Source organism: Saccharothrix carnea (assembly GCF_003014735.1).
Taxonomy (GTDB): Bacteria; Actinomycetota; Actinomycetes; order Mycobacteriales; family Pseudonocardiaceae; genus Actinosynnema; species Actinosynnema carneum.
In genome coordinates this window covers 62,912-85,621 of the sequence record NZ_PYAX01000025.1, presented here as the reverse complement: position 1 = coordinate 85,621, position 22,710 = coordinate 62,912, and the positions used below count along the sequence as shown (strand labels likewise).

The 22,710-nt window shown below is 71.0% G+C and carries 16 protein-coding genes; 8 read left to right on the top strand and 8 right to left on the bottom strand.

Annotated elements, in window-relative coordinates; translation table 11 throughout:
- The first annotated feature begins 288 nt into the window (after positions 1-288).
- From B0I31_RS38090 to B0I31_RS38075, 4 genes are all read left to right on the top strand, one after another.
- On the top strand, positions 289-1,131 hold the full coding sequence (locus B0I31_RS38090; RefSeq protein ID WP_106620234.1) for an MEDS domain-containing protein: 843 nt from the start codon (positions 289-291) through the stop codon (positions 1,129-1,131).
- A complete protein-coding gene (locus B0I31_RS38085) occupies positions 1,128-2,069 on the top strand; it encodes an anti-sigma factor RsbA family regulatory protein (RefSeq protein ID WP_106620233.1) in 942 nt (313 codons plus the stop codon). The genes B0I31_RS38090 and B0I31_RS38085 overlap by 4 nt, the downstream gene beginning before the upstream one ends.
- Positions 2,070-2,399: 330 nt before the next feature.
- On the top strand, positions 2,400-3,455 hold the full coding sequence (locus tag B0I31_RS38080; protein ID WP_106620232.1) for a fatty acid desaturase family protein: 1,056 nt from the start codon (positions 2,400-2,402) through the stop codon (positions 3,453-3,455).
- 215 nt (positions 3,456-3,670) lie between these two features.
- Positions 3,671-3,943 (top strand): GlsB/YeaQ/YmgE family stress response membrane protein, encoded by a 273-nt coding sequence (locus B0I31_RS38075; RefSeq protein WP_106620231.1) that lies wholly within the window; start codon positions 3,671-3,673, stop codon positions 3,941-3,943.
- A 253-nt stretch (positions 3,944-4,196) separates the two neighbouring features.
- On the opposite strand, the gene B0I31_RS38070 is transcribed toward B0I31_RS38075, so the two are convergent.
- Complete coding sequence (locus B0I31_RS38070; RefSeq protein ID WP_106620230.1) at positions 4,197-5,162, bottom strand: helix-turn-helix domain-containing protein; 966 nt, start codon at positions 5,160-5,162, stop codon at positions 4,197-4,199.
- Between the two features lie 114 nt (positions 5,163-5,276).
- On the opposite strand from B0I31_RS38070, the gene B0I31_RS38065 reads away from it, so the two are divergent.
- Complete coding sequence (locus B0I31_RS38065; protein WP_106620229.1) at positions 5,277-6,179, top strand: PE-PGRS family protein; 903 nt, start codon at positions 5,277-5,279, stop codon at positions 6,177-6,179.
- Positions 6,180-6,335: 156 nt separating this feature from the next.
- Complete coding sequence (locus B0I31_RS38060) at positions 6,336-9,173, top strand: trypsin-like serine protease (protein ID WP_106620228.1); 2,838 nt, start codon at positions 6,336-6,338, stop codon at positions 9,171-9,173.
- Between the two features lie 161 nt (positions 9,174-9,334).
- Here B0I31_RS38060 and B0I31_RS38055 read toward each other — a convergent pair whose 3' ends face one another.
- Entirely contained in the window at positions 9,335-9,727 is a 393-nt protein-coding gene (locus tag B0I31_RS38055; protein WP_106620227.1) for a peptidase inhibitor family I36 protein, read from the bottom strand.
- A 204-nt stretch (positions 9,728-9,931) separates the two neighbouring features.
- Here B0I31_RS38055 and B0I31_RS42375 point away from each other — a divergent pair, with 204 nt between their 5' ends.
- On the top strand, positions 9,932-13,351 hold the full coding sequence (locus tag B0I31_RS42375) for a PQQ-dependent sugar dehydrogenase (protein ID WP_245950743.1): 3,420 nt from the start codon (positions 9,932-9,934) through the stop codon (positions 13,349-13,351).
- Between the two features lie 53 nt (positions 13,352-13,404).
- Here B0I31_RS42375 and B0I31_RS38040 read toward each other — a convergent pair whose 3' ends face one another.
- Positions 13,405-16,113 (bottom strand): ATP-binding protein, encoded by a 2,709-nt coding sequence (locus tag B0I31_RS38040; RefSeq protein ID WP_106620226.1) that lies wholly within the window; start codon positions 16,111-16,113, stop codon positions 13,405-13,407.
- Between the two features lie 175 nt (positions 16,114-16,288).
- Positions 16,289-17,044 (bottom strand): TetR family transcriptional regulator, encoded by a 756-nt coding sequence (locus B0I31_RS38035; RefSeq protein WP_106620225.1) that lies wholly within the window; start codon positions 17,042-17,044, stop codon positions 16,289-16,291.
- Between the two features lie 70 nt (positions 17,045-17,114).
- Between B0I31_RS38035 and B0I31_RS38030 the strand changes: the two genes are divergently transcribed.
- Positions 17,115-18,020 (top strand): alpha/beta hydrolase, encoded by a 906-nt coding sequence (locus tag B0I31_RS38030; RefSeq protein ID WP_106620224.1) that lies wholly within the window; start codon positions 17,115-17,117, stop codon positions 18,018-18,020.
- Positions 18,021-18,174: 154 nt separating this feature from the next.
- On the opposite strand, the gene B0I31_RS38025 is transcribed toward B0I31_RS38030, so the two are convergent.
- The 4 genes from B0I31_RS38025 to B0I31_RS38010 all read right to left on the bottom strand — a co-directional run bounded on the left by B0I31_RS38025 (position 18,175) and on the right by B0I31_RS38010 (position 22,709).
- Entirely contained in the window at positions 18,175-18,837 is a 663-nt protein-coding gene (locus B0I31_RS38025) for a carboxymuconolactone decarboxylase family protein (RefSeq protein ID WP_106620223.1), read from the bottom strand.
- 12 nt (positions 18,838-18,849) lie between these two features.
- A complete protein-coding gene (locus B0I31_RS38020) occupies positions 18,850-19,668 on the bottom strand; it encodes an SDR family oxidoreductase (RefSeq protein ID WP_106620222.1) in 819 nt (272 codons plus the stop codon).
- 214 nt (positions 19,669-19,882) lie between these two features.
- Positions 19,883-21,016 (bottom strand): hypothetical protein, encoded by a 1,134-nt coding sequence (locus B0I31_RS38015; RefSeq protein WP_106620221.1) that lies wholly within the window; start codon positions 21,014-21,016, stop codon positions 19,883-19,885.
- A gap of 43 nt (positions 21,017-21,059) precedes the next feature.
- On the bottom strand, positions 21,060-22,709 hold the full coding sequence (locus B0I31_RS38010; RefSeq protein WP_106620220.1) for a thiopeptide-type bacteriocin biosynthesis protein: 1,650 nt from the start codon (positions 22,707-22,709) through the stop codon (positions 21,060-21,062).
- Position 22,710 lies beyond the last annotated feature (1 nt).

Sequence of the window (22,710 nt, the reverse complement as noted above, 5' to 3'; positions counted from 1 at the left end):
AGCACACCAACCGCAAACTGCGCGACATCGCCCACGACCTCGTGACCGCCCACGAGCGCGGCGAACTCGACGAAGCACTGACCCGGCACCGCATCCCGGGACCCGACGGCGTCCTGACGTGACCGGACCGGCGCAGGTGGCCGACGGTCGATTGCGACGGCCGGTGGCCGTGCACGCCACGGTCGACCAGGCGGTCACCGCGGTGCTGTCGCGCTGACCACCGGTCATCCGCCGACCGGCCACCCCCAGTGTGGCGGGCGAGCACCAGCGTTACGTAGAATTGCAGGAATGCGCAGGTCAGGGCTCGTCGATCACACGCGTGGGCTGGGTGCACACGACCACGTGTGCTGGCGGTACGACGACGTGCCCGAGTTCGAGGCCCGGGCACGGGAGTTCCTGCTCGACGGCCTGGAACAGGGCTACCGGGTCTGCTACGTGGCCTCCGGCGACGTGGACGCCCTGGTGCACGGCCTGCGGGGGATCGACGGCATCGACCGCGCACTGCGAGAAGGTGCGGCCCAGGTCACCTCATTGGAAGCGACGTACCCGGTCGGCGCCGTGGTCGAGCCCGAGGCGCAGGTCCGGGCCTACACCGCCGCCACCGAGGCCGCCGTGCGCGACGGGTTCGCCGGGTTCCGGGTGGTCGCCGAGGCCACTCCCCTGGTGCGCACCCCGAAGCAACTCGCCGCCTTCGCCCGCTACGAGCACCTGGTGGACCGCTACATGGCCGACCACCCGTTCTCCGCGATGTGCGCGTACTCTTCCGCGGAGATCGACGACTCGGCGTTCGCGGAGCTGGCGTGCCTGCACCCGAACACCAACGCCCGAGCGCCCGGCTTCCGGCTGCACGCCGCGGACGGTCACACCACCGCGTTGGGCGGCGAAGTGGACTCCCACGCAGACGGCCTCTTCACCCAGGCGTTGAACCGCGTCGACCTACGTGCTCGGGACGGAGAGCTGGTGCTCGACGCCAGGGAGCTGACCTTCATCGACCACAACAACCTGCTGCGCCTGGCCGACCACGCCGCACGCCTCGGCGCACCCCTCGCGCTGCGCGGCTCGTGGCCGGGCTTGGCCCGCCTCGTGGATCTGCTCGACCTGCGTGACGTGCACGTGGACCACGCCGCATGAGCGCCGCGACGACGCCCTCCGGCGTGTTCGTGCACCCGGCCCTGTTCTACAACTCCGACGAGGAGTACCTGGACGCACTCGTGCCCTTCATCACCGATGGCCTGGGCGAAGGGCACCCCGCCGCCGTGGCGGTGCCCGGGGCGAGGCTGCGGCTGCTGCGCGAGGCGTTGGGCACGGCCGCGGACGACGTGCTGATGCTCGACATGGAAGTGGTGGGCCGCAACCCCGGCAGGATCATCCCGACCGTCCTGCGCCGGTTCGCCGACGCCCACCGCTCCGGGCAGGTGCGCATCATCGGCGAGCCGATCTGGGCCGGCCGCACCGAAATCGAGTACCCCGCCTGCGCACAGCACGAAGCACTGATCAACCTGGCCTTCGCCGGACGCGACGTCACCATCGTCTGCCCCTACGACTCCCGCGCCCTCGACGACCACGTGCTGGCCGACGCCCTGGCCACACACCCGACGGTGTGGGAGGCGACCGGGCGTCGCGACAGCGACCACTACGACCCCCACGCCGTGGTCGACCGCTACAACCGACCACTGCCGACCGCCCCGGACTCCGCCGACCTCGACGTCGGGACCACCGCGGACATCCGCGACGTCCGCCGTCTCGTCGCCGACCAGGCACGGCGATCGCCACTGGACGCCGAGGCGATCGCAGACCTCGAACTCATCGCCACCGAGCTGGTGACCAACAGCCTCAGGCACACCGGCGCCGGATGCCGACTGCGGATCTGGCGCGACGGGGCACACCTGATCTGTTCGGTCGAGGACGACGGACGCCTGACCGACCCGCTGGCCGGTCGCCGGCCACCCGAACCGGGACAGCGCGGAGGCCGCGGCCTGCTACTGGTCAACCAACTGGCCGACCTCGTACGCACCCACGCCACCGCCCACGGCACGACTGTGACCGCTTTCCTGCGCGTCGATCGGTGACCGACGAGAGCCGTGTTGGTCGCGCGGTGCACGCCAAAGCAGGAGCGGAAAGCCCGTTGACCGCGAGCTGACCGATCCACCCGACCTCGCCTCCGTCATCCCGGACGACTACTGCCCGGTCCGAGTCGGCGATCGGGACCCCGACACGTCGATGTCGACGCCACCGGTAGTCCCACCTCGAAGACCAAGAGCGAGGCGGAGTCAGGGTGCCGCTCGCGCAAACCGTGCGCGTCCTCCCGAGTGCGCTCTGTTGAAAACAGCTTTTCGGGGTTAGACGAGTCCTTCAGCGGAAACCCTCCACGAACAGCTCGTTCGCCTGGAAGGCACCTCATGACATCGTTGTCCGATCCCGCCACGCGCGTTCCCGGTTCCAGACCGGCCAGTGACTTCGCGCGTCTGACCCGTGAGGTCAAGGAGGCGGGGCTGCTGGAACGGCGTCGCGGCTACTACACCGCGCGGATGGTGATCAACATCCTGCTGCTCGCGGCCACCGGTGCGCTCTTCGTGCTGGTGGGCGAGTCGTGGTGGCAGATGCTGACCGCAGCGCTGCTCGCGGTGGTCTTCACCCAGTTCGCGTTCATCGGCCACGACGCCGGGCACCGGCAGATCTTCCGCAGCCACCGCCACAACGACATCGTGGGACACCTGCACGGAGGCGTCACCGGGATCAGCTACCAGTGGTGGGTCGGCAAGCACACCCGCCACCACGCCAACCCCAACCACGAGGACCACGACCCCGACATCGAGATCCACGCCATCGCCTTCAGCCGCGAGCAGGCAGGCGACAAGCGCGGCCTGTACCGGTGGATCACCAAGTACCAGGCGTTCCTGTTCTTCCCGCTGCTGCTGGCCGAAGCGGTCGTGCTGCGCATCTCCAGCCTTCAAGCGGTGTGGCGGCGCGAGGTCAGCCGCCCGTGGACCGAGGCCACGTTGCAGCTCGTCCCCCTGGCCGGGTACCTGACCGCGGTGTTCTGGGTGCTGTCACCGCTGCAGGGGATCGCGTTCATCGCCGTGCACCAAGGCCTCATGGGCGTCTACCTCGGCTGTTCCTTCGCCCCCAACCACAAGGGCATGCCCATCATCGCCCCCGGCCAACGCCTGGACCACCTGCACAAGCAGGTCCTCACCTCCCGCAACGTCACCGGCGGGCGATGGGTCGACGCGCTGCTCGGCGGGCTCAACCACCAGATCGAGCACCACCTGTTCCCCCACATGCCGCGCCCCAACCTGCGCCGCGCCCAACCCATCGTCGAAGACTTCTGCGCACGCCACGGCATCCCCTACAGCAAGGCGACCATGCGCGACTCCTACGCCGAGGTCCTCCGCCACCTGCACGACGCCGGCGCACCCCTGCGGCAGACCGCGTCACCGGCCCCCAGGCACTGACCGATGGTCGACGCGGCCACTCCCGCCCCGCCGGTGGGAGTGGCCGAAGTGCAGACCCGCACCGAGGTTAGGTGGTGATTCCGCTCATCGTCGACGTATCGCTCCACCGAGGAACTCGCCGTAGGTGTGAAATCGATGCGAGTTGGGCAACCCAGTGCCTGTAACGATCACGCCGCGCCGCAGGAGTCGGCGTGACACGAGGATAAGGAAGCACCGTGGGCATCCTGGGTTGGATCGTTCTGGGTCTCATCGCCGGCGCCATCGCCAAGGCCATCATGCCCGGCAAGGACCCCGGCGGCATCATCATCACGATGCTGCTCGGCATCGTCGGCGCCATCATCGGCGGCTTCATCGGCCGCGCCATCTTCGGCTCCGACATCGGCAGCTTCTTCGACCTGAGCACCTGGCTGCTGGCCATCCTCGGCTCGCTGATCGTGCTCGGCATCTACCACGTCGTCACCAAGCGGGGCCACCGCGCACACAGCTGACACGACAGCACCACAGCGCAAGGGCCCGCCGGTACTCAACCGGCGGGCCCGACGCATGTCCGGCATGGCACCCAACGGATCCCGAGTCGAGCGGCCGGAGCGGGGGCATGGTGATCTTGGCGCCGGTGAACGACCAGCGGTCACCGACCCGCTGCAGCTTGCGGCGGTGGTAGAGCTCGCGGAAGGCGTAGTAGTGGGAGAGCTCCCCCTGCTTGAGGTAGTGGGGGTTCTCGGGCGGAGAGTAGGGGCGACCTCACACCAGTCCGCGCCGGTTGGCCTGGAGCCCGGCTTGGAGGCGGGTGGCCGCGCCGAGTTCTTCGAGCAGGGCGGACATCCGCCGGGTCATGGTGCGTTGGGTGATCCCGAGGGAGCGCATGATCGCCGCGTCCTTCATGCCGGAGGCGAGCAGCGTCAACAACTCCTTGTCGCGGTGCCCGCCGCGCAGCGCGGCGCCGATCGGCGCCGCGCGTTCCCACAGCATGTCGAAGCAGGCGATGAGCGCGTCGAGGAGGGGAGAGCGGTGCACCAGGATCCGCGACCCCGTCTCCGACATCTCGAAGCTGAGCGGGATCAGTGCCACCCGGCGATCGGCGATCATCATCTTCATGTGCACGCCGGGAAGCGTGCGGGCGTCCTCGCCCGCCTCGATGTAGGTGCTGATCTCGGCCAGCCGCGCCCGGTCGTGGAGCATCGGCATGTGGTAGATCGTGTGGTAGACCACTCCGCGCCGCAGGCCTTGCAGCTCCTCCACGTTGCGCTCCGGCACGCCGCCCAGGTACGGCGGGCAATCGATGAGCAGCACCTCCTGGCGGGCGGCCAGTTGGATCTGAGCGATGTGGTGGCACACCGCGGGCCCGCCCTCGATCAGCTCGACCAGGTCGCCCGACCCACCGCGCGGCGCCTCTTCGTACCTCGCCGCGAGGTCGCGCGTCACCCCGCGGAGGCGGTCGAGCTGCTCGGCGCGGCGCGTGGTGAGGGCGTCCAGGGCGACCTGCGGCGGTGCGGGCACGTAGCGGACCGGACGTCCCGGCAGCCGGGTCGCCAAGCCCGCCTCGACCAGGTTCCCGATGGCCCGGGACAGGCTGCCCGCGGTCATCCCGAGCGCGGCGGTGAGCTCGCTCCTGTCGGCGCGGGGCCGGCGCAGCAGCCACAGGTAGAGGGCGCCTTCGGGGACGCCGAGGCCGATCGGTTCGAGGAATCCGGGGTCGAACTCGTCCATCACCTCACCCTAGGCCGGCCAATGCCGGCCACTGGCCACTTCTGCCCTTCTCGCCGGGACGGTTCTGCGTATACGGTTCACATTTCGAGCGATGAGGACGCAACCGGGGGCGACGTGAACCGGGAACTGAGGCAGTTGCTGCGGACCGGCCCGTTCGAGGTGGCGCTCGACGCCGCGATCGAGGCCTCCGGGCTGACGCTGGAACGGCTGCGCAGCCGACTCGCGGAAGGTGGCGTGACCATCAGCCGCACGGCGATCTCCTACTGGCGCACCGGCCGCAGTCGTCCGGAACGGGCCGAGTCACTCGCAGCCCTCAGCCGGTTGGAGCAGGTCCTGGGGCTGCCGGCGGCGTCGCTGGTCGCGTTGCTCGGCGGGCGGCGCCCGCGAGGGGGGACGTCGGGGCGCTCACCGGGCACGCTGTCCCGGCGGGCGTTGTGGCCGTCCTGCGGCAGCCTGCTGGCCGGGCTCGGGACCGTGCCCGACGGGGAGTTGGAGTTCCTCGGCATCAGCGACTCGCTCAGCATCGACGAGAACACCGGTGAACGCAGGCAGCGGACCCGGTTGGTGCTGCGGGCCGCCGCCGAACGCGTGGACCGGCACGTCGTGTGCCACGAGGTCGACGACCCGGCGTACCCGGCCCCGGAACTGGTCGGGGTGGCCCACGCCCGCGTCGGCCGGGTGCGCGGTGACGCCACCAACCGGGCGCTCGTGGCCGAGTTCCTGTTCGATCGGCCGCTCGGCCGGGGTGAGCACACCGTGATCGAGTACGAGGTGCGACTCCCGACCCGGCAGCCGCTGGACCACTACTACCGCCGGTTCCCGCGACCGGTCGGGTTGTACACCGCCACGCTGCGCTTCAGCGGTCCGCCGCCGGGCAGGCTGCGCCGGTACGACCGACCAGGCCTGCGCGGACCGGAGAAATACATCGAAGATTTGTGGCTGGGTGTCGCCGGCACGACGTCTCTCGTCGCTTCGACAGTGCGTCCAGGCACGATCGGCGTGCGCTGGGAGTCCTGACGAACATGGGAAGAACTGTTTCTCGAAACCACCCCTGACCTGCGTCTATCACGGCGAACCAAACAGTGGTGTCGACCGTCAACAGATCACTTCTGCTCCGGGAGGAGCTGGACTAATTTCCGGTGTTGAAAGCTCCGCACATAAAGGAGTAATTCAATGCCCTGCACATCGAAAACCCTGCTGGCGCTCGCGCTGGCAGCAGTCATGGCCGGTGGGCTCGCCTCGCCGGCCCACGCCACGGCACCGGAGGGCGTGGTCCGAGGCGGGGCCGAGAACCCGGTCCCCGGCAACTACGTCGTCAAGCTCAAGGACGCGGCGGTCGCCACCTCCGGCGTCGCCCGGACCGTCGACTCCCTCGTCAGCCAGTACGGCGGCCGCGCGGAGCACGTGCTCACCCAGGTCATGCGCGGCTACGTGGTCGACAACCTCGGCGAGCAGCAGGCGCGACGTCTCGCGGCGCACCCCGCCGTCGAGTCCGTCATCCAGTCGGGCACGTCGCGCGCGGGCGACACCCAGGACAACCCGGTGAACTGGGGCCTGGACCGCGTCGACCAGCGCGACCGCCCACTGGACAGGAAGTACACCTACCCCAGCCACGGCGGCCAAGGCGTCAACGTGTACATCGTGGACACCGGCATCCGCTACTCGCACCAGGAGTTCGACGGCCGGGCGAAGTTCGCCGCGGACTTCATCGTCCCGGCCGACAACGGCAACGACTGCAACGGGCACGGCACGCACGTCGCGGGCATCACGGGCGGTGAGACGCGCGGCGTGGCGAAGAAGGTCACCCTGCACTCGGTGCGCATCCTCGACTGCAACGGGCGCGGCAAGGACAGCGACGTCGTCGTCGCCGCCGAGTGGCTCGCCCGGAACGCGATCAAGCCCGCCGTGGCGAACCTGAGCGTGTACACGGACAACCCGTCCATCGCCGTCGACGCGATCAAGGGCTCCATCGCCGCCGGCGTGCAGTGGGCACTGATCACCGGGAACAACGGCGGCAACTCGTGCGACCACGGTCCGGGTCCCCGGGTCGAGACCGGCGTCCGCACGGGCAACGCGACGAGCAGCGACGCGCGCGCGGGCGACTCCAACGACGGCGCGTGCATGGACCTGTTCGCACCGGGCAGCGGCATCGACTCGTCCTTCCACCAGTCGGACTCCTCCTACGGGCAGCTGTCCGGCACGTCGATGGCCGCCCCGCACGTGGCGGGCACCCTGGCGCTGCGCCTGTCGGAGGCGCCGTCCTCGACGCCCGCCGACCTGAAGAAGTGGGTCGTCGACAACGCCACCACCGGCAAGATGACCAACATCCGGACGGGCACCCCCAACCGGTTGCTGCACCTGCCCGCGGGCAATCCCCAGCCGGGCAACGACTTCTCCATCTCGGCCAGCCCGTCCTCGGTCAGCGCCGACCCGGGCCAGTCGGCCGGCACCACGATCTCCACTGCGGTCACCCGAGGGGCGGCGCAGAACGTGCGGCTGTCGGCGAGCGGCCAACCCGCGGGCGTGACCGCGTCGTTCGACCCGTCCTCGGTGACCGCGGGCGGCTCGTCCAGGCTGTCGCTGAGCGTGGGCGCCTCGGTCACCCCGGGCACCTACAACCTCACCGTCACCGGTACCGGCACCGATGCCACCCGCACCGCGAACGTGTCGCTGAAGGTCAACGGCGAGGTACCACCGGGCAGCTTCACCCTGACCGCCGACCCGGCCGGCGGCTCCGTCGCGCAGGGTTCGTCGGTGACCACGACGATCAGCGCCACCAGCGCCTTCCAAGCAGACGGCGAATCCGGCGTCGCCGTGGTCGGTGGCACGCCGACCACGGTGGCCGAGTACCCGTTCATCATCTCGCAGCACCGCACCGGCGGCGTGCGCCCGCAGGAGCAGTCCTGCACCGGCTCCGTCGTGGCCCCGCGGAAGGTCCTCATCGCGGCGCACTGCAAGTTCTCCCAGGGCGACCCGAAGTACCTGATCTACGGCCGCGACGACCTGGCGAACACCGACACCGGCACCCGGATCGAGATCGCCGAGTACAAGGCCCACCCGAGCTACAACCCGTCCGACGGCTGGCGGACCGGCTTCGACGTCGCGATCATCACGACGACGACCGACATCCCCACCCCGGCGGGCATGGCCTACCCGCCGATCGCCAGGTCCACCGACTCGTTGCCGGTCGGCACGCGAGGAACCGCGGTCGGCTACGGCAAGTCGGACGCGAACGACGCCAACCGCAACACCAAGCTGTACGAGGCGGTCCTGCCGGTGGCGGAGGACCAGAACTGCCGCGACATCGCCGGTCACTTCGATGCCCGGTACATGTTCTGCAACGGCTACAGCAGCGGTGGACCGTCGCTGTGCCAGGGCGACTCCGGCGGCCCGTACCTGCACAACGGCAAGATCTACGGCGTCTTCTCCTGGCTGCGCACGGACTGCGCCTACTACCAGGCGCACGCCAGGATGCACGGTGTGCTCGGCGACTGGGCCAACCAGGAGATCGGTTCCACCAACCCGCCGACCGGGGACATCACGCTCTCGGCCAGCGGCCTGCCCTCCGGTGCCACCGCGTCGTTCAACCCGGGCAAGATCGCTGTGGGCAGCGGCTCCAGGCTGACGATCGGCACCACGTCGTCCACCCCGGTCGGTACTTACGAGATCACCGTCACCGGCACCAAGGGCACCGAGTCCAGGACCGTCAAGTACAGCCTGACGGTCACCACCGGCAATCCCGGCCCGACAGATCTGTCGCTGACCAACCCGGGCACCCAGACCAGCGTCAAGGGTCGTGCGGTGACCCTGCAGCTCGTCGCCGAGGGCGGCAGCGGTGGGTACCGCTTCTCCGCGACCGGTCTGCCCGCCGGACTGAGCGTGAACACGTCGACCGGTCTGATCAGCGGAACCCCGACCACGTGGGCCAACTACAACCCGCGGGTCACGGCCACCGACAGCGCGGGGGCGAGCGTGAGCCAGTCGTTCTACTGGTTCGTATTCCCCTACTGATGGGGAGACCGACCGATCCTGCGATGATCGCGGAACAAGCGAACGCCCACTACGCGGCACGACAGGACGTTCGACCGCAAGTCGACTGACCGGTACGAGACCGAGCCCGGTCAGGCCGCCGGATCTCCGGTGGCCTGACCGGCGCGTGAGGTCTCGTCCTACTAGCAGGGCTTCAAGGAGCTGACCTTGTCGTTGAAGTCGTAGCGCGGGCCGAGCGGTCCCCTCCAGTTGACCGCGATCCGCAAGGCAGGGGGTCCGTAGTCGATGTTCTCGTAGAGGCACCAGATCCGGCTGGTCCGGTTCCACACGGACGAGATCTCGTCGTTGAAGACGAAACCGCCGATCGGCACGGTCAGGTCAGACGACCCCGTCCGGAACCTGGCCCAGTGGCCGGTTCCGTCCGCGTGTTCCCAGACGCAGAAGTAGCCGGACGGGCAGTCGGCGAAGGCCAGCGGCTCCACGGCACCCGGCGACTGGGTCTGCGCGGCCGCCGGTGAGGTCAGGGCGATCATTGCCAGGCCCAGGGCCGCGAGAGTGCTCCGAAACCGATTCATGTTCTCTCCTCGGTCTATCCGCGGTGCGGTGAGGTGCAACGGGCCTGAGCTCTTCTTCGCTTCGGGCCCGGGGGCGGCGGGGCGACCGCCGACCCCCTCAAGCGTCGGGACCCGGTCGTGTGAATCGCTGGCAGGATTTCTGCATGGCGTTGCTCTGGGTGCTATGCCGGTGACCGATGCGGTATCGGTGGCAGGGTGGTCGGCGTGGCAGTGGTCGTGCGTCTGCTGGGGGAAGTGGGCGCGGAGGTCGGCGGGCGGCCGGTGAGCCTGGGCACGCCCAGGCAGCGGTGCGTGCTGGCCGCGCTGGCGGCCGACGCGGGCCGCGTGGTGCCGGTGGACCGGCTGGTCGAACGTGTCTGGGGTGCGGCGGCGGCACCAAGGGCACGGGCGACGCTGCACGGTTACATCTCCCGGCTGCGGCGGGCACTGGCCGGCGCGGACGAGGTGGCGATCATCCGCCGGTCGGGGGGATACGCCCTGGTGGCCGAGACCTCCGAACCCGTGGTTGATCTCCACCGGTTCCGAGACCTGTGCGCCCGGGCCCGCGACGACGACGTCCAAGTAGTGAGGACGTTGACCAAGGCGTTGGAGCTGTGGCGCGGCGAGGCGCTGACCGGCGTGCACGGTGAGTGGGCGCAGGCCGAACGCGACCGGCTCGAACAGCAACGGCTGGCCGTACAACACGACCTGGTCGACGCCCGGTTGAGCACCGGGGAAAGCGGAGGGCTGGTGGCCGAACTGGCCGCGCGGACCGCCCAGCACCCGTTGGACGAGAGGGTGGCGGGCCAATACCTGCTGGCACTGCATGCAGCGGGGCGCACCAACGACGCCTTGGAGCACTACCGACTAACCCGCGCGCGGTTGATCGAGGAGCTGGGCGTCGAACCCGGCACCGCGCTGCAGCGGCTGCACCAGCAGGTCCTCGCCGTCGACACCGCCCTCGCCCCCGGGCCGCCGGACACCGAAGCGGTGGTGCCCCGTCAGTTGCGCGCCGCCCCCGCCGCGTTCGTCGGCCGCCACGAGGAGCTTCGCCGCCTGGACGGCCTTGTCGACGCCGCACGACCCAGCGGTGCGACGACGATCGCGACCATCACCGGCGCGGGTGGCTTCGGCAAGACCTGGCTGAGCCTGCGATGGGCGTACCGCCACCTCGACCGGTTCCCGGACGGCCAACTGTTCGTGGACCTGGGCGCGTTCAGCCCGGACGGCGTGCCGCTGGCACCCGCCGCGGCACTGCACGGGTTTCTCACCGCCCTGGGCGTCGAGCCGGCCGCGGTCCCGCCTGACGTGCGCGATCGGTCCGCGCTGTTCCGCAGCCTGACCGCGGACAAGCGCGTGCTCGTGGTGCTGGACAACGCCATCGACACCGACCAGGTGGTCCCGCTGCTGCCCGGCGGTGAGGCGTGCGTGGTCGTCGTGACCAGCCGGAACCGACTCGCGGGCCTGGTCACCGGCCACGGAGCCCACCACCTGCAACTCGACGTGCTCTCCACCGGCGAGGCCCGTCTCCTGCTGGCCGCCCGGCTCGGCAGAACGCGGGTCGACGCCGAACGGCCGGCGGTCGACGAGCTGATCAGCCTGTGCGGCGGATTCCCGTTGGCGCTGGGTATCGTGGCCGGCCGCGCCCACACTCGCCCCGACCTGCGGCTGCCCGCACTCGCCGCCGAACTGCGAGGCCTGGGCCTCGACGCGCTGGACGACGACGAACCCGCGGCCAGCCTACCCACCGTCCTGTCCTGGTCGCGCCGCACGCTCACTTCGGACCAGGCCGTCGCGTTCACCCTGTTGGGCATAGCCCCAGGCCCCGACATCAGCCTTCCTTCCGCCGCCGCACTCACCGGGCTACCCCCGGACCGAACCACGACGGTGCTCCGAGGACTGGAACGTGCGTCGTTGACCACGTCGAACGCCCAGGGTCGTTACCGGATGCACGACCTGATCCGCGCCCACGCCGCCGAGCACCTGCTGCCTGAGGACGAGCGGGCAGCGGCGTTGCACCGCGTGGTGGACTTCTACCTGCACACCGCGCACACCGCCGACCGGCTCCTGGACCTCCACCGCGCGCCGATCCGACTGGGCCCTCCGGCACCCGGCTGTCGACCCCACCCACTGCCCGATGCCCCCGCGGCCCTCACGCCACCCGCACCAACAACAGTGGCGCGGTGCCGATCCCCGGCATCACGGCGTCGTGCACGACCTCGGTGTCCGCTGGTCGGGGACGACGCCGAACACCCGGTCACACGCACTGCGCGACGGTCCGGACCGTGGACGTCCGGACTCCTTCGCCCGCAGAGAAGACGCCAGGACGGCGGCTGGAAGTCACTGGGCAGTCACGCTACGTTGGGAGCGCTCCCAGAATCCACCCTGCCCGAGGAGCCAACCATGTCGCGACGACGTCGTCGCCCGGTCACCCTGATGGCCGGCATGCTCGTACTGGCCCTGTCCGCATTCCTCTTGCCTTCGGTGTCGGTGGGCGGCAGCGCCGCGGCCGACACGCGCCACAGCCGCGCGGTCCCGCTCACGGAGCTGACCGTGATGTCCGAACAGGTGGCGTCCGGTCTGCGGCGGCCCATCGCGATCACCGGGCTGCCGGACGGCCGGATGCTGATCGCGGAGAAGGAAGGCACCGTCCGCGCCTACCACCCCGACACCGGCCTGGCGGCCGAGCCGGTGCTCGACCTGACCGCCCGGATCGACGCCTCGGACAACGAGCGCGGCCTGCTCGGCATCACGCCCGCGCCGAACTTCACCCGGACCGGAATCCTCTACGTGGCCTACACGAGCCTGCCGGCCGGCGCACTGACCCTGGCGCGGGTGCCCATCGGCGCTCCCGAACGGGTGCAGGTGCTGCTCACCCAGGACCACGCCGAGTACGGCAACCACAACGGCGGGCAGGTGGCGTTCGGTCGCGACGGCTACCTCTACTGGTCCCTCGGCGACGGCGGCCACACGCACGACCCGTTCAAGGCCGGTCAGAACCTCGGCACGCTGCTCGGCAAGATCGTGCGGATCGACGTCAACCGCACCTGCGGGCCGAAGCCCTACTGCGTGCCCTCCGGCAACCCGTTCGTCCGCGTGCCGGGCGCGCGGCCGGAGATCTGGCTCTTCGGGCTGCGCAATCCGTGGCGGTTCTCCGTCGACCCGGTCGACGGCTCCCTGTGGATCGGTGACGTCGGCCAGGGCCTGGTCGAGGAGGTCAACCACATCCGCCCGTGGCAGGGCGGCGCGAACCTCGGCTGGTCCTGCAAGGAAGGCACCCCGGTGTTCGACCCGGGGCAATGCCGGCCGGGCGCGCGGTACACCGACCCGGTCTTCGAGTACGACCACTACAACGACAACTGCTCGGTGACCGGCGGCGTGGTGTACCGGGGGTCCCGGACCCCGGAGGCGTGGGGCACCTACATCGCGGCCGACTACTGCTCGACCCGTGTGTTCGCCGTGCGCCCCAAGCTCGACGGCAGCTACGAGTCCGCCGCGATCGGCCACCTCCCCACCCAGCCGACCGCGATCGCCACCGACGTGCACGGTGAGCTGTACGTGCTCAGCGACCTGCCGGGATGGCTCAACCGAGTGCGGTTCGAACGGGTCCAGCCGACCACCGACGACAAGACCGCGACCCGCTGACCGCGGGGCACCCCACATCCGCGAGATCCGCGGGGACGGCCGCCTCGAAAGCGTCAGTCGGATGGCGGGAGCAGCCTGCTCAGCTCGGCGCGGGAGGCGACCCCCAGCTTCGGGAAGGCCTTGTACAGGTGGGAGGCGACCGTGCGCGGGCTCAGGAAGAGCTGCGCGCCGATCTCGCGGTTGGACGCTCCGGTGACGGCCAGCCGTACCACCTGGAGCTCCTGCGGTGTCAGCACGGCCAGCGGATCTCCGGCGGGTGAACGGTCCGGCAGGGCGAGCCCGGTGGCGCGCAGCTCTGCGGCGGCGCGGTCGACCCACGGCAGGGCGCCGAGCCGGGTGAAGGCCGCCATGGCGGTGTGGAGCTGGGTGCGCGCCTCGGCGCGCCGCCGGTGGCGGCGCAGCCACTCGCCGTGGACCAGGCGGGTGCGCGCCTCGTCGAAGGGCTGCCTGCTCTCCGCGTGCAGGGCCATCGCCCGCTCGTACAGTTCGCCGGCCGCGCTGTCCTCGGCGAGCAGCGCGCGGAGCCGGTGCAGGACGGCGAGCTGTCGGGGCCGGCCGGTCGCCTCGGCCCATTCCGCGTAGCGGCGGAGATGGTCCCCGGCACGCCGCGGATCACCCGCCCGGACGGCGGCCTCGACGTAGTCCGGCCAGTAGTACCGCCACAGGAAGGCGTGGCGCGTCGGCCCTGACATCGCCCGGTCGATCCGGTCGAGCACCGCTTCGTGGCGACCCAGTCCGAAGTCCAGGGCCGCGAGGGCGGACTCGGCCCAGCACGCTCCCGGCATCCACCTGCGGTGGTCGGCGTCCCGGATGGCCTGCGCGGCCAACGTCTCGCACTCCTCCCCCGCGCCGGCGACCGCGGACAGCCAGGCCTGCACGCCCGCCAGGTAGCTGCGCCACTGCGGCTGGCCGACATCGGCGGCCAGCGCCAGGCCCGCGGCCACGGTGGCTCGTGCGGAACCGTGGTGTCCGCCGAGGAGCTGGGCAATGCCGAAGATCGTCATGGCCTGGGGCATGCGTCCCAGGCGTCCTTCCGCCCGGCAGTCCTCGACGAGTTGGGCCGAGACGTCCAGCATGCCGTCGACGTCCCCACGGACGACGCACTGTTGGGCGAGGAGGAAGCGCAGCTCGAACGGGATGCGCTCGGCCTGGTCCGGCACCCGGTAGGTGAACGTGGTGACGGCGTCACCCTCGATGATCAAGCGGAAGGCGCGGTTGAGGTCGCGCACCACGGCGGCCAGCCCGCCGCCGTCCGGGCACAGTTCCTCGGTGCGGCGGGCCAGCGCGAGCTGGTCGGGATGGGTGACGCCGGCCCAGGTGTGGTAGCCGGCCAGGCAGAGCAGCGACAGCCTGGTGTGCAGGTCGTCGGCCGCCTCGGCTCCCTCGTGCAGCAGCCGCACGCCCCGCAGCGGCCGACCAGCCTCCACCTCCAGCATCGCGCGCACGTAGGCGAGGTCCGCGAGGACGGCACCTGTCGGCGTCGTCCCGCCGCGGTGGCGGGCCCTGTCCACCAGTTCGGCCGTGCGCTGCCACAGGCCTGCCTCGGCCGAAGCCGAGGCGGCGGCCGTCCATCGGCGAACGGCGTGGTGGGGTTCGGCCGACAGCTCGGCCGCGCGTGCGTAGGCCGCCGACACCGCCATCTGCCCACCGCGCAGTCGCGCACGTAACGCCAGGCTCTCCAGCGTCCCGGCCACCTCCTCGTCCGGCCACGCGGTGACGGCGGCCAGGTGCCAGGCCCGCCGGTCGTCGTCGACCGTCTCCGCCAACGCCCGGTGCGCGGCCATCCGGGCGGCGATGTCACAGGCCGTCAGCACCGCGGTACGCACCAGCGGGTGGTGGAAGGTGACGCCGGACGGGCCCACCCGGACCAGGCCGGCGCGCTCGGCTTCGGCGAAGTCGGCCAGCGAGGCGCCGAGCGGACCGAGCGCACGTGCGAGCACGTCCAGCTCGTCGTGGTGATCGAGGGACGCCACCAGCAGGCAGGAGCGAGTGGTGGCGGGGAGTTCCGCGATCCGGTCGCGGAAACCGGTCAGCACCTTGTCGGTCGCCGGCTGCGCGGTACCGAGGGAGAAGGACAGCGGCACGAGCGCTCCCTTGCGCTGCTCCGCGGTGAGCATGCGGGGCAGCTCGATCAGCGCGAGCGGGTTGCCCCCGGCCTCGGCGACGAGCTGGTCGCGCACGGCAGGCGGCAGGTCCGCCCCCTGCTCGGCGAGGAGCTTCCTGGCGGCCTCGGTGGCCAGCGCACCCAGCCGCAACTCGGGCAACCCTCGTGCGGGGAACTCGCCCTCCCTCGCGGCGAACAGGACGGCCACGGGCTCGGCGTGCAGGCGGCGCGCGGCGAACAGCAGCGCGTCGGCCGACTCGCCGTCCAGCCACTGCGCATCGTCGACCAGGCAGAGCACCGGCCCCTCGGCCGACAGTTCCACCAACAGGCTGAGTGTCGCGAGCCCGACGAGGAAGCGGTCTCCCCGGGTGGCACCGCCGAGACCCAGCGCACCGCGCAGCGCCTCCACCAGCTGCCGGGGCAGCGCCTCGACGTGCCCGAGAACCGGGCGCAGCAGCAGGTGCAACGCGGCGAACGGCAGGTCCGCCTCGGACTCGACACCGGTCACCCGCAGCAGCCGCGCCCGCGTACCCGCCGCGGCGGACTCCAGGAGAGCGGACTTGCCGATACCCGCCACACCACGCACCACCAGAGCGCCGCAGCGGCCGTCCAGCAACTCACCGATGACGGACAACTCCGCCCGACGCCCGTACAGCATGGCACTCCAAGAAACAGTTGTCCGTCATGTGAAGGGTGCGCGCAACGTGGTTCCGGTGGTTGCGTGCCGTGACTGCCGGGGTGTTCACGTCTTTCGGACGAGTCGGCGCCTGGCACCGTGACGCGCACGGCGAGTGAGCCGGTTCACACGGCGCCGTCTAGCGTTGATATCAAAATCAAAGCCCAGAGGTTTTGAGACACCGGTAGACGGTGGCTCGTGAGACGCCGAGACGTTCGGCTATCTCCGCCACCGGCCGCCCGGCCGCGTACAGCTCACGCGCCTGCCCGGCCTCCGGCCCGCTCAACGCGGCGGGCCGCCCACCGCTTCGCCCTCGTGGGCGCCCACGAGGGCGTGGACTACCGGTCACCTCGTCGTGCCGGCCGGCGGGAGCGGCGGTCTCGTAACCTGCCAGCAGGGCCTTGGCACCGTCGAGGATGAGACGTTTGAGCCGTTCGGGCGGCACGTTCACGAAGAGCACGACCGGATCGCTCAGCCCTGCGACGACCTGCGCGGCGCGCACCCGCTCCCCCAGGCCGCGACCCGGCCCGCACACCAGGTCGTTGGCCAGGGCCACAGCCGCGCGGAACCGGTCCGCCACCGGCGCCTGGACCAGCAGCGTCATGTCCCTGACCAGCATCAGCAGCGTTTCCCGGTGATGCAGGTAGACGTCGACGTAACCCTCGATGGCACGCCAGCGAACCGCTTCCGGGTCACCGGCCGACTCGGCCTCGGCGAGTGCGCTTTCCAACTCGTCCAGCAGCGGCAGCGTGAGATGCCGGAGGAGCTCGTCCTTCGACGCGAAGTGGTAGTAGAGCGCCGCCTTGGTGATGCCGACCTCATCGGCGATGGCCTGCATGGACGTGGCGCGATAACCGCGTTCGGCGAACAGCGCGCGGGAGGCGGCCAGGATCCGCTGCGGTGTCGCGCTCATGCGACGCCTCCTTACCGCCGGTCAAGTTCAAGGCTAGGATGCTTACCACCGGTAAGTCTAGAGGAGAGCCATGAACGAGCGGATCAAGGTCGCCTTCGAGTCCCGTGGCACCACCTGCGCGGGATACCTCTACCTGCCGGCCGCACCGAACAGGCAGCTGCCCTGCGTCGTGCTGGGCCACGGGTTCAGCGGGACGATGGACCGGCTGTTCCCGCATGCCGAGCGGTTCGCCGCCGAGGGCATGGCGGCCCTCGTGTTCGACTACCGCGGCTTCGGTGAGAGCGCCGGCGAGCCACGCCAGCTCGCCGACATCGACGGTCAGCAGGAGGACCTGCGGGCGGCCATCGCGTTCGCCCGCGGCCACGAACACGTCGACCCCGGCGCCGTCGTGCTGTGGGGCAACTCGCTCGGCGGTGCCCACGCCATCTCCGTCGCCGCCGGCGACCCGGACATCGTCGCGGTGGTCGCACAGATCCCGTTCAACGGGTTTCCCAAGCGCGTGGCGGGACGTTCGACGTGGCAGACGCTGCGGCTGTTGGGAGCCATCGGCTGGGACGCGCTGCGTGGCAAGGTCGGCCTGCGCCCCTGCTACATACCCATGGTCGGTCGGCCGGGCGAACTCGCGGTCGCGGCCACGGTCGAGGCCGAGCAGCACATCAAGACGCTCACCGGCGGTGAGGCAACCTCCCTGTGGCGCAACAGCGTCGCCCCACGGGCGTTGCTGAGCATGATGCGCTACCACCCCGACCGGGCCGCCGCCCGGCTGACCATGCCGCTGCTGGTCTGCGTCGCGGCCGACGACCACGAGACGCCCATCGAGACGACCCGGGCGCTGGCGGAGCGAGCCCCGCGCGGGGAGCTGCGCAGCTACCCCGGCACGCACTTCACCTTCTACACCGACCCGGCCACCCGCGAGCACGCCCTCACCGACCAGATCGCGTTCCTCCGCCGCTGCCTCCGACCGCAGGTGAGCTAGCTCAACCGGCGCACCTGCCACACATCCGGGTGTACGTGAAGACCTCAAGGAAGATCACCGCCGCGCCTGACCGGTCAGTAGCAGGCGCGCATCACCTCGGTCGCCCACTCGGGCTGTGCGGTCCGGCCCTGCGGCCCGAACTCCGCCACGACCGTCAGTCGGTGACGCGCCGGGGAAGCAGGGCCGACGCGGTGGCCCAGGCTCGGGCGAGCCCGAACTCGGCGAGGCCGCGGATCAAGTCGCGAAAGGTTTCCTCGGTCGCCCCGGCGGCTCGCGCCAGGGCGGCGTGCAGGCGCAGGGATCCGCCCAGCGTCTGGTAGAAGGCGTCCACGGTCAGGCAGGCGATGGCCCGCTCGCGGACGCTGAGGTGCGAGCGGGCCCAGCGCCCCGCGAACTGGTCCTCGGTGAAGGCGGCCAACCCGGGATCGAGGGCCTCCAGGTCGCGGACCGCCCTGGCCAGCGGCCCGGCCGGCGGCACCGGTTCGACCGGCGTGGTGTCCTCCGCTTCGGGCAGGCCGAGTTCGGCCAGGCGCTGGAAGGCGGGGACCAGGATCGGGTAACCCACGTAGGGGGCCAGGTGGCGGTAGAGCTCCCTGATCGACTCGGCGTCCACACCGTTGTCCAGGGCCATCCGCACGTGCATGGCCATCGGCAGGTCCAGGTGGGGGTGGCACAGGTCGGCGGTCAGGCAGACGAAGGCCTTCTCGCGCATCGTCAGATGGGTCAGGCCCCACAGGTTGTGCCCGGCGCCGACGGCGAACTGGGCGAAGACGGGATCGAGGGCGGTCAGGGCCTCGGCTCCGGCGAGCTGGGTCATGACGTGCTCCGTTCAGGACAGACCCAGCGCACGCAGGCGCAGGGCATCGAGGGTGTACTGGGGGACGACGCGGCCGAGGGTGCTCATCAGCCGCGACTTCTTGCCGACCGGGTAACGGGAACGCGGCTTGCGCGCCGTCAGGGCGTGCAGGACCGCGCGGGCGACCACGTCGGGGCTGGAACCGGCACGCTCCTCCTTCAAACCACTGGTGACCATGGTCCGGTAGGCGGCGCCGTACAGGCGCCTGCCCTCGGCGCCGAGGGAGGCCAGTCGTGGTTCGACCTCATCCGCCAGCTTGTCCACCGCGTCGGTGTGGATCGAGCCTGGCTCGACGAGGACCGCCGTCACGCCGTGCGGCCTGAGCTCCATGCGCAGGGCGTCGTTGAGGGAGCGGATGGCGTGCTTGGAGGAGCAGAGCGGACCACCGAAGGGCAGGGTGATCCAGCCGCCGACCGAGCCGATGGTGACGAGCCTGCCTTGCGACTTGCGCAGCTTCGGCAGCATGGCCTGGGTGACCGCGATCTGGCCGAAGACGTTGACCTCGTACTGCAGGCGCAAAGCATCCATGGAGACGAACTCGAGGGGGCCGGTGACACCGATGCCCGCGTTGTTGACCAGGGCGTCCAGGCCGCCGATCTCCTCTGCCGCCAACGCGATCTGACCGGGATCGGTGACGTCGAGCCTGATCGGGACGACAGTCGGACCGAGGGCCTCGCCGTCGACGTCCTTGCGGACTCCGGCGTGCACGGTGAAGCCTTCACGGGCCAGCAGGAGGGCGGTGGCCCGGCCGATTCCGGTGGAAGCGCCGGTGACCAACACTGTCTTCGACATGGCCAGAGCCTAGGAAGATCGCACCGACGCCCGCCTCCGTCACGTGACTGACGTACGTACCGGCCACATCAGTCGCCCGACTGAACAGGGTTGTCGAGCACGTCGCGGATGGCCGACAGCGCGTCCATCGAGTCGGCCTGTTGATCCGGCCGCAACGTGCGGATGACCTGACCGGCCGCCAGGGGCCGCGAGCGCCCGGGGCGGCCGGCGCGCGTCAGTGGGACAGGGTGGTGGTGACCGGGGTCCAGCGGACGCCCTTCCAGGTGCCGTCTGCGGTGGTGCTGCGACCGACGACGACGCCGTGGTTGTTCAGTGCGACCGGTGTGCTGTAGGCGCCGCCCAGCGAGTCGAGGTAGGTGAGTTGCCCGTCGCGCCAGAGGAACACGCGGGTCGACGAGTAGTCCGGCGTCGAGGTGTGGCCGATGATGTCGCCGCGCTCGTTGATCGCGGTCGCCACGGAGTTGTCGGGTACGCCGAGGTCGACCTGCTTGCCGCCGGCGGGCCACAGCACGGCGCGGGACATGCCGTTGTCCAGCACCCAGCCGACCGCGTCGCCGCGCTCGTTGAGGGACTGCTCGCCGTGGGCGAGCCGGCCGCTCTCCGACAGGACGGTCATCTCCTCGCCGTCCCAGCGCAGCGCCACCATGCCCCGGTTGGCGACGATCACGCCGGCCTCGTTGATCGCCTCCGGGTCGTACGTGCCGTAGCCCGGACCGGGGAGCAACTCCGTGCACGCGCCCTCTGCGCAGCGGAGCGCGGCGAACTGCTGGTAGGAGGCGGAGGCGTAGCCGGCCGCGACGACACCGGCGTTGTTGATCGCGTACGTCGACACGTGATCACCAGCCACCGGCAGCTCCACGTGCCGCTCGCCGTCCCACACGGTGGCGCGCTGCTCGCCCCGGGGCGACGTGGCGTACGACATCGGCACGCTGCCGTCGTCGTTGATCACCTGCGCCAGCGCCCACGCGGCTCCCGGAGGGGTGATGGCCTTCCGCCGGCCCTCGGACCAGACCCACGGCTTCTGCGTGTCCGGCACGCCGTCAGAGGTCAGCCCGAGCACCTTGCCGCTCTGGCTGATCGCGCCGGCCAGACCGGGGCCGAGATCGGTCGCACCGCCGCGCGGCGCCCACAGCACCGCGCGCGTCAGCCCGTCACCCTGGGCGCTGCCGATGATCTGGCCGAGGTCGTTGACACCGGTGGGGTGGTAGCCGAGGGTGCCGGGCAGACCTGCGACGCCCTGCAGTTCGGCGATGACGTGCGTGGCGGACGCGGCCGCCGCGGGAGTGGTGGCCAGTGGCAGGGCTGTCGCGAGCGCCAACACGGCCAGCGATGTGCGTAAGTCGGGCATGATCGCTCCGTTGCGAGGATGTCCTGAAGTGGTACTGGATCGATCAACGATAGTCCCCGTGCGCCTGCGGCGGCGTCGGCCGGACAGCGCAACGGTCCGCGGAACCCACGGGCATCAGGTAGACCAGGGTGTCGTCCACGCCGTCCAGGCTGAACAGGTCGTGTGCCAGGTCGTCGTAGAAACCGCCGAGGACACCCATCGACAACGACAGGCCGGCCGCGACCAGGGTGAGGTTCTGCGCGAGGTGGCCGGCCTCGGTGAAGCCGAGCCGCACCGCCCGCAGCCCGTAGTCGCGGCGCAGCTCGCCGATCCGCACGTAGAGGCCGAGCAGCGCCGGCGTGGTGGCGATGTCCACGCCTCCGGCGAGCGCGGCGCCCTCGCCGAACCAGCTCGACGTCGCCTCCACGTCGCCGATCTCCGGTGCGGGTGTCACCGTGACCAACTGCCGGTTGACCTCGTCCACGTCGTAGACGCCCGGTACCAGGCCGTCGACGGACAGGGCGAGCAGCCGCAGTCGTGCGGTGTAGAGGGCGCCGGCGCTGGGGTACGGCCGCCTGCCGTCCGACGTGCTGCCGTGGGCGGCCCACAGCAAGGCCGCCAACCGCGTGGCGTCCAGCGGTCCCCGCAGCTGGTCGCCCCGGCCGGTGCGCCTGCTCCGCAGTGCCGACACCAACGACGTCGTCGGCTCCGGCGGGTCCGGCAGCCGCACCACCCGCTGCCACGGGAGCAGCGCCGGCCGTTCGCGGGCGCTGCCGTCCTTGCGCGGCAGTTGCTCGTCGGCGTGCGGGCGGTACTTGCTGGCCTCCAGGTACCGGCGGTCGAACGCGTCACCGCCGTCAGCGTGGAAGTCCGCTACGCCGGTCGGCGCGAGCGCGGTCGCCGCGACCAGCCAGCACAGCGTGCGTTCCTCGTCCGGGGCGATGCCGAGCCGGTTGAGCAGCATGTGCAGCTGGGAGGCCCAGACGTGCCGCGGCAGGTCGGTGCGCACCTGCCGCATCCAGTACGCCACCGCACCGGTCGGCGCGGACTCCAGGTGTTCCCAGCGAGCGCTCAGGCGCGCCGCACGCGTGGCGTGCAGCCGGTGCGCGGCCACGTGGGACGACATCGTCGGCGCGGTGGCCGGCTCGTAGCGCAGCCGCCATGCCGCGCCCATGCCGCGCAACCACGCGGCCGCCGCCGGGCGGTCCAGGCCCAGCGCGGTGGTCGTGGCCATCACCAGTTCCACGGCGGCGCTGAGCTTGGCCTGGGGTGTGCGGGCCGCGCGCAGCACCGCCACCACGACGTCCGTGCTGCGGCAGAACACCTCCTCGGCGACCGGCAGCGCGTCCGGGCCGCCGTAACGCGTCACCTCCGGTTCGTAGGGCACTTCCCGCACATCGCCGTGCGGCAGCCAGGTGTCGCGTCCCGTGCCGACCGAGTCGTAGTAGCCGTCCGGGTCCAGCTCCAGTTCCGGGTGGTCCGCCGCCGCGACCGCGTCCCTCAGCTGCTCGGCGATCAGGTCCGCGTGCCCGGCCGCGTCACGCAGCCGGATGCGCAGGTGCGGGCCGGTGTGCCAGTAGCGGATGAAGAACCAGTCGGCGATCCGGCCCGCGGCGCGGTGTTCGGCCATCACGGGCGCGAGCACGTCGGTGATGAACGCGTCGACGTGCTCGACCTGCCACGACAACCGCACGTGCAGCCCGGTCCACGTCATG

Excerpts from the sequence above, each read along its gene's own strand:
- B0I31_RS38090 (WP_106620234.1), top strand. The coding sequence starts at position 289 with ATGCGCAGGTCAGGGCTCGTCGATCACACGCGTGGGCTGGGTGCACAC.
- B0I31_RS38085 (WP_106620233.1), top strand. The coding sequence starts at position 1,128 with ATGAGCGCCGCGACGACGCCCTCCGGCGTGTTCGTGCACCCGGCCCTG.
- B0I31_RS38080 (WP_106620232.1), top strand. The coding sequence starts at position 2,400 with ATGACATCGTTGTCCGATCCCGCCACGCGCGTTCCCGGTTCCAGACCG.
- B0I31_RS38070 (WP_106620230.1), bottom strand. The coding sequence starts at position 5,162 with ATGGACGAGTTCGACCCCGGATTCCTCGAACCGATCGGCCTCGGCGTC.
- B0I31_RS38060 (WP_106620228.1), top strand. The coding sequence starts at position 6,336 with ATGCCCTGCACATCGAAAACCCTGCTGGCGCTCGCGCTGGCAGCAGTC.
- B0I31_RS38055 (WP_106620227.1), bottom strand. The coding sequence starts at position 9,727 with ATGAATCGGTTTCGGAGCACTCTCGCGGCCCTGGGCCTGGCAATGATC.
- B0I31_RS38040 (WP_106620226.1), bottom strand. The coding sequence starts at position 16,113 with ATGCTGTACGGGCGTCGGGCGGAGTTGTCCGTCATCGGTGAGTTGCTG.
- B0I31_RS38035 (WP_106620225.1), bottom strand. The coding sequence starts at position 17,044 with ATGAGCGCGACACCGCAGCGGATCCTGGCCGCCTCCCGCGCGCTGTTC.
- B0I31_RS38030 (WP_106620224.1), top strand. The coding sequence starts at position 17,115 with ATGAACGAGCGGATCAAGGTCGCCTTCGAGTCCCGTGGCACCACCTGC.
- B0I31_RS38025 (WP_106620223.1), bottom strand. The coding sequence starts at position 18,837 with ATGACCCAGCTCGCCGGAGCCGAGGCCCTGACCGCCCTCGATCCCGTC.
- B0I31_RS38020 (WP_106620222.1), bottom strand. The coding sequence starts at position 19,668 with ATGTCGAAGACAGTGTTGGTCACCGGCGCTTCCACCGGAATCGGCCGG.
- B0I31_RS38015 (WP_106620221.1), bottom strand. The coding sequence starts at position 21,016 with ATGCCCGACTTACGCACATCGCTGGCCGTGTTGGCGCTCGCGACAGCC.
- B0I31_RS38010 (WP_106620220.1), bottom strand. The coding sequence starts at position 22,709 with ATGACGTGGACCGGGCTGCACGTGCGGTTGTCGTGGCAGGTCGAGCAC.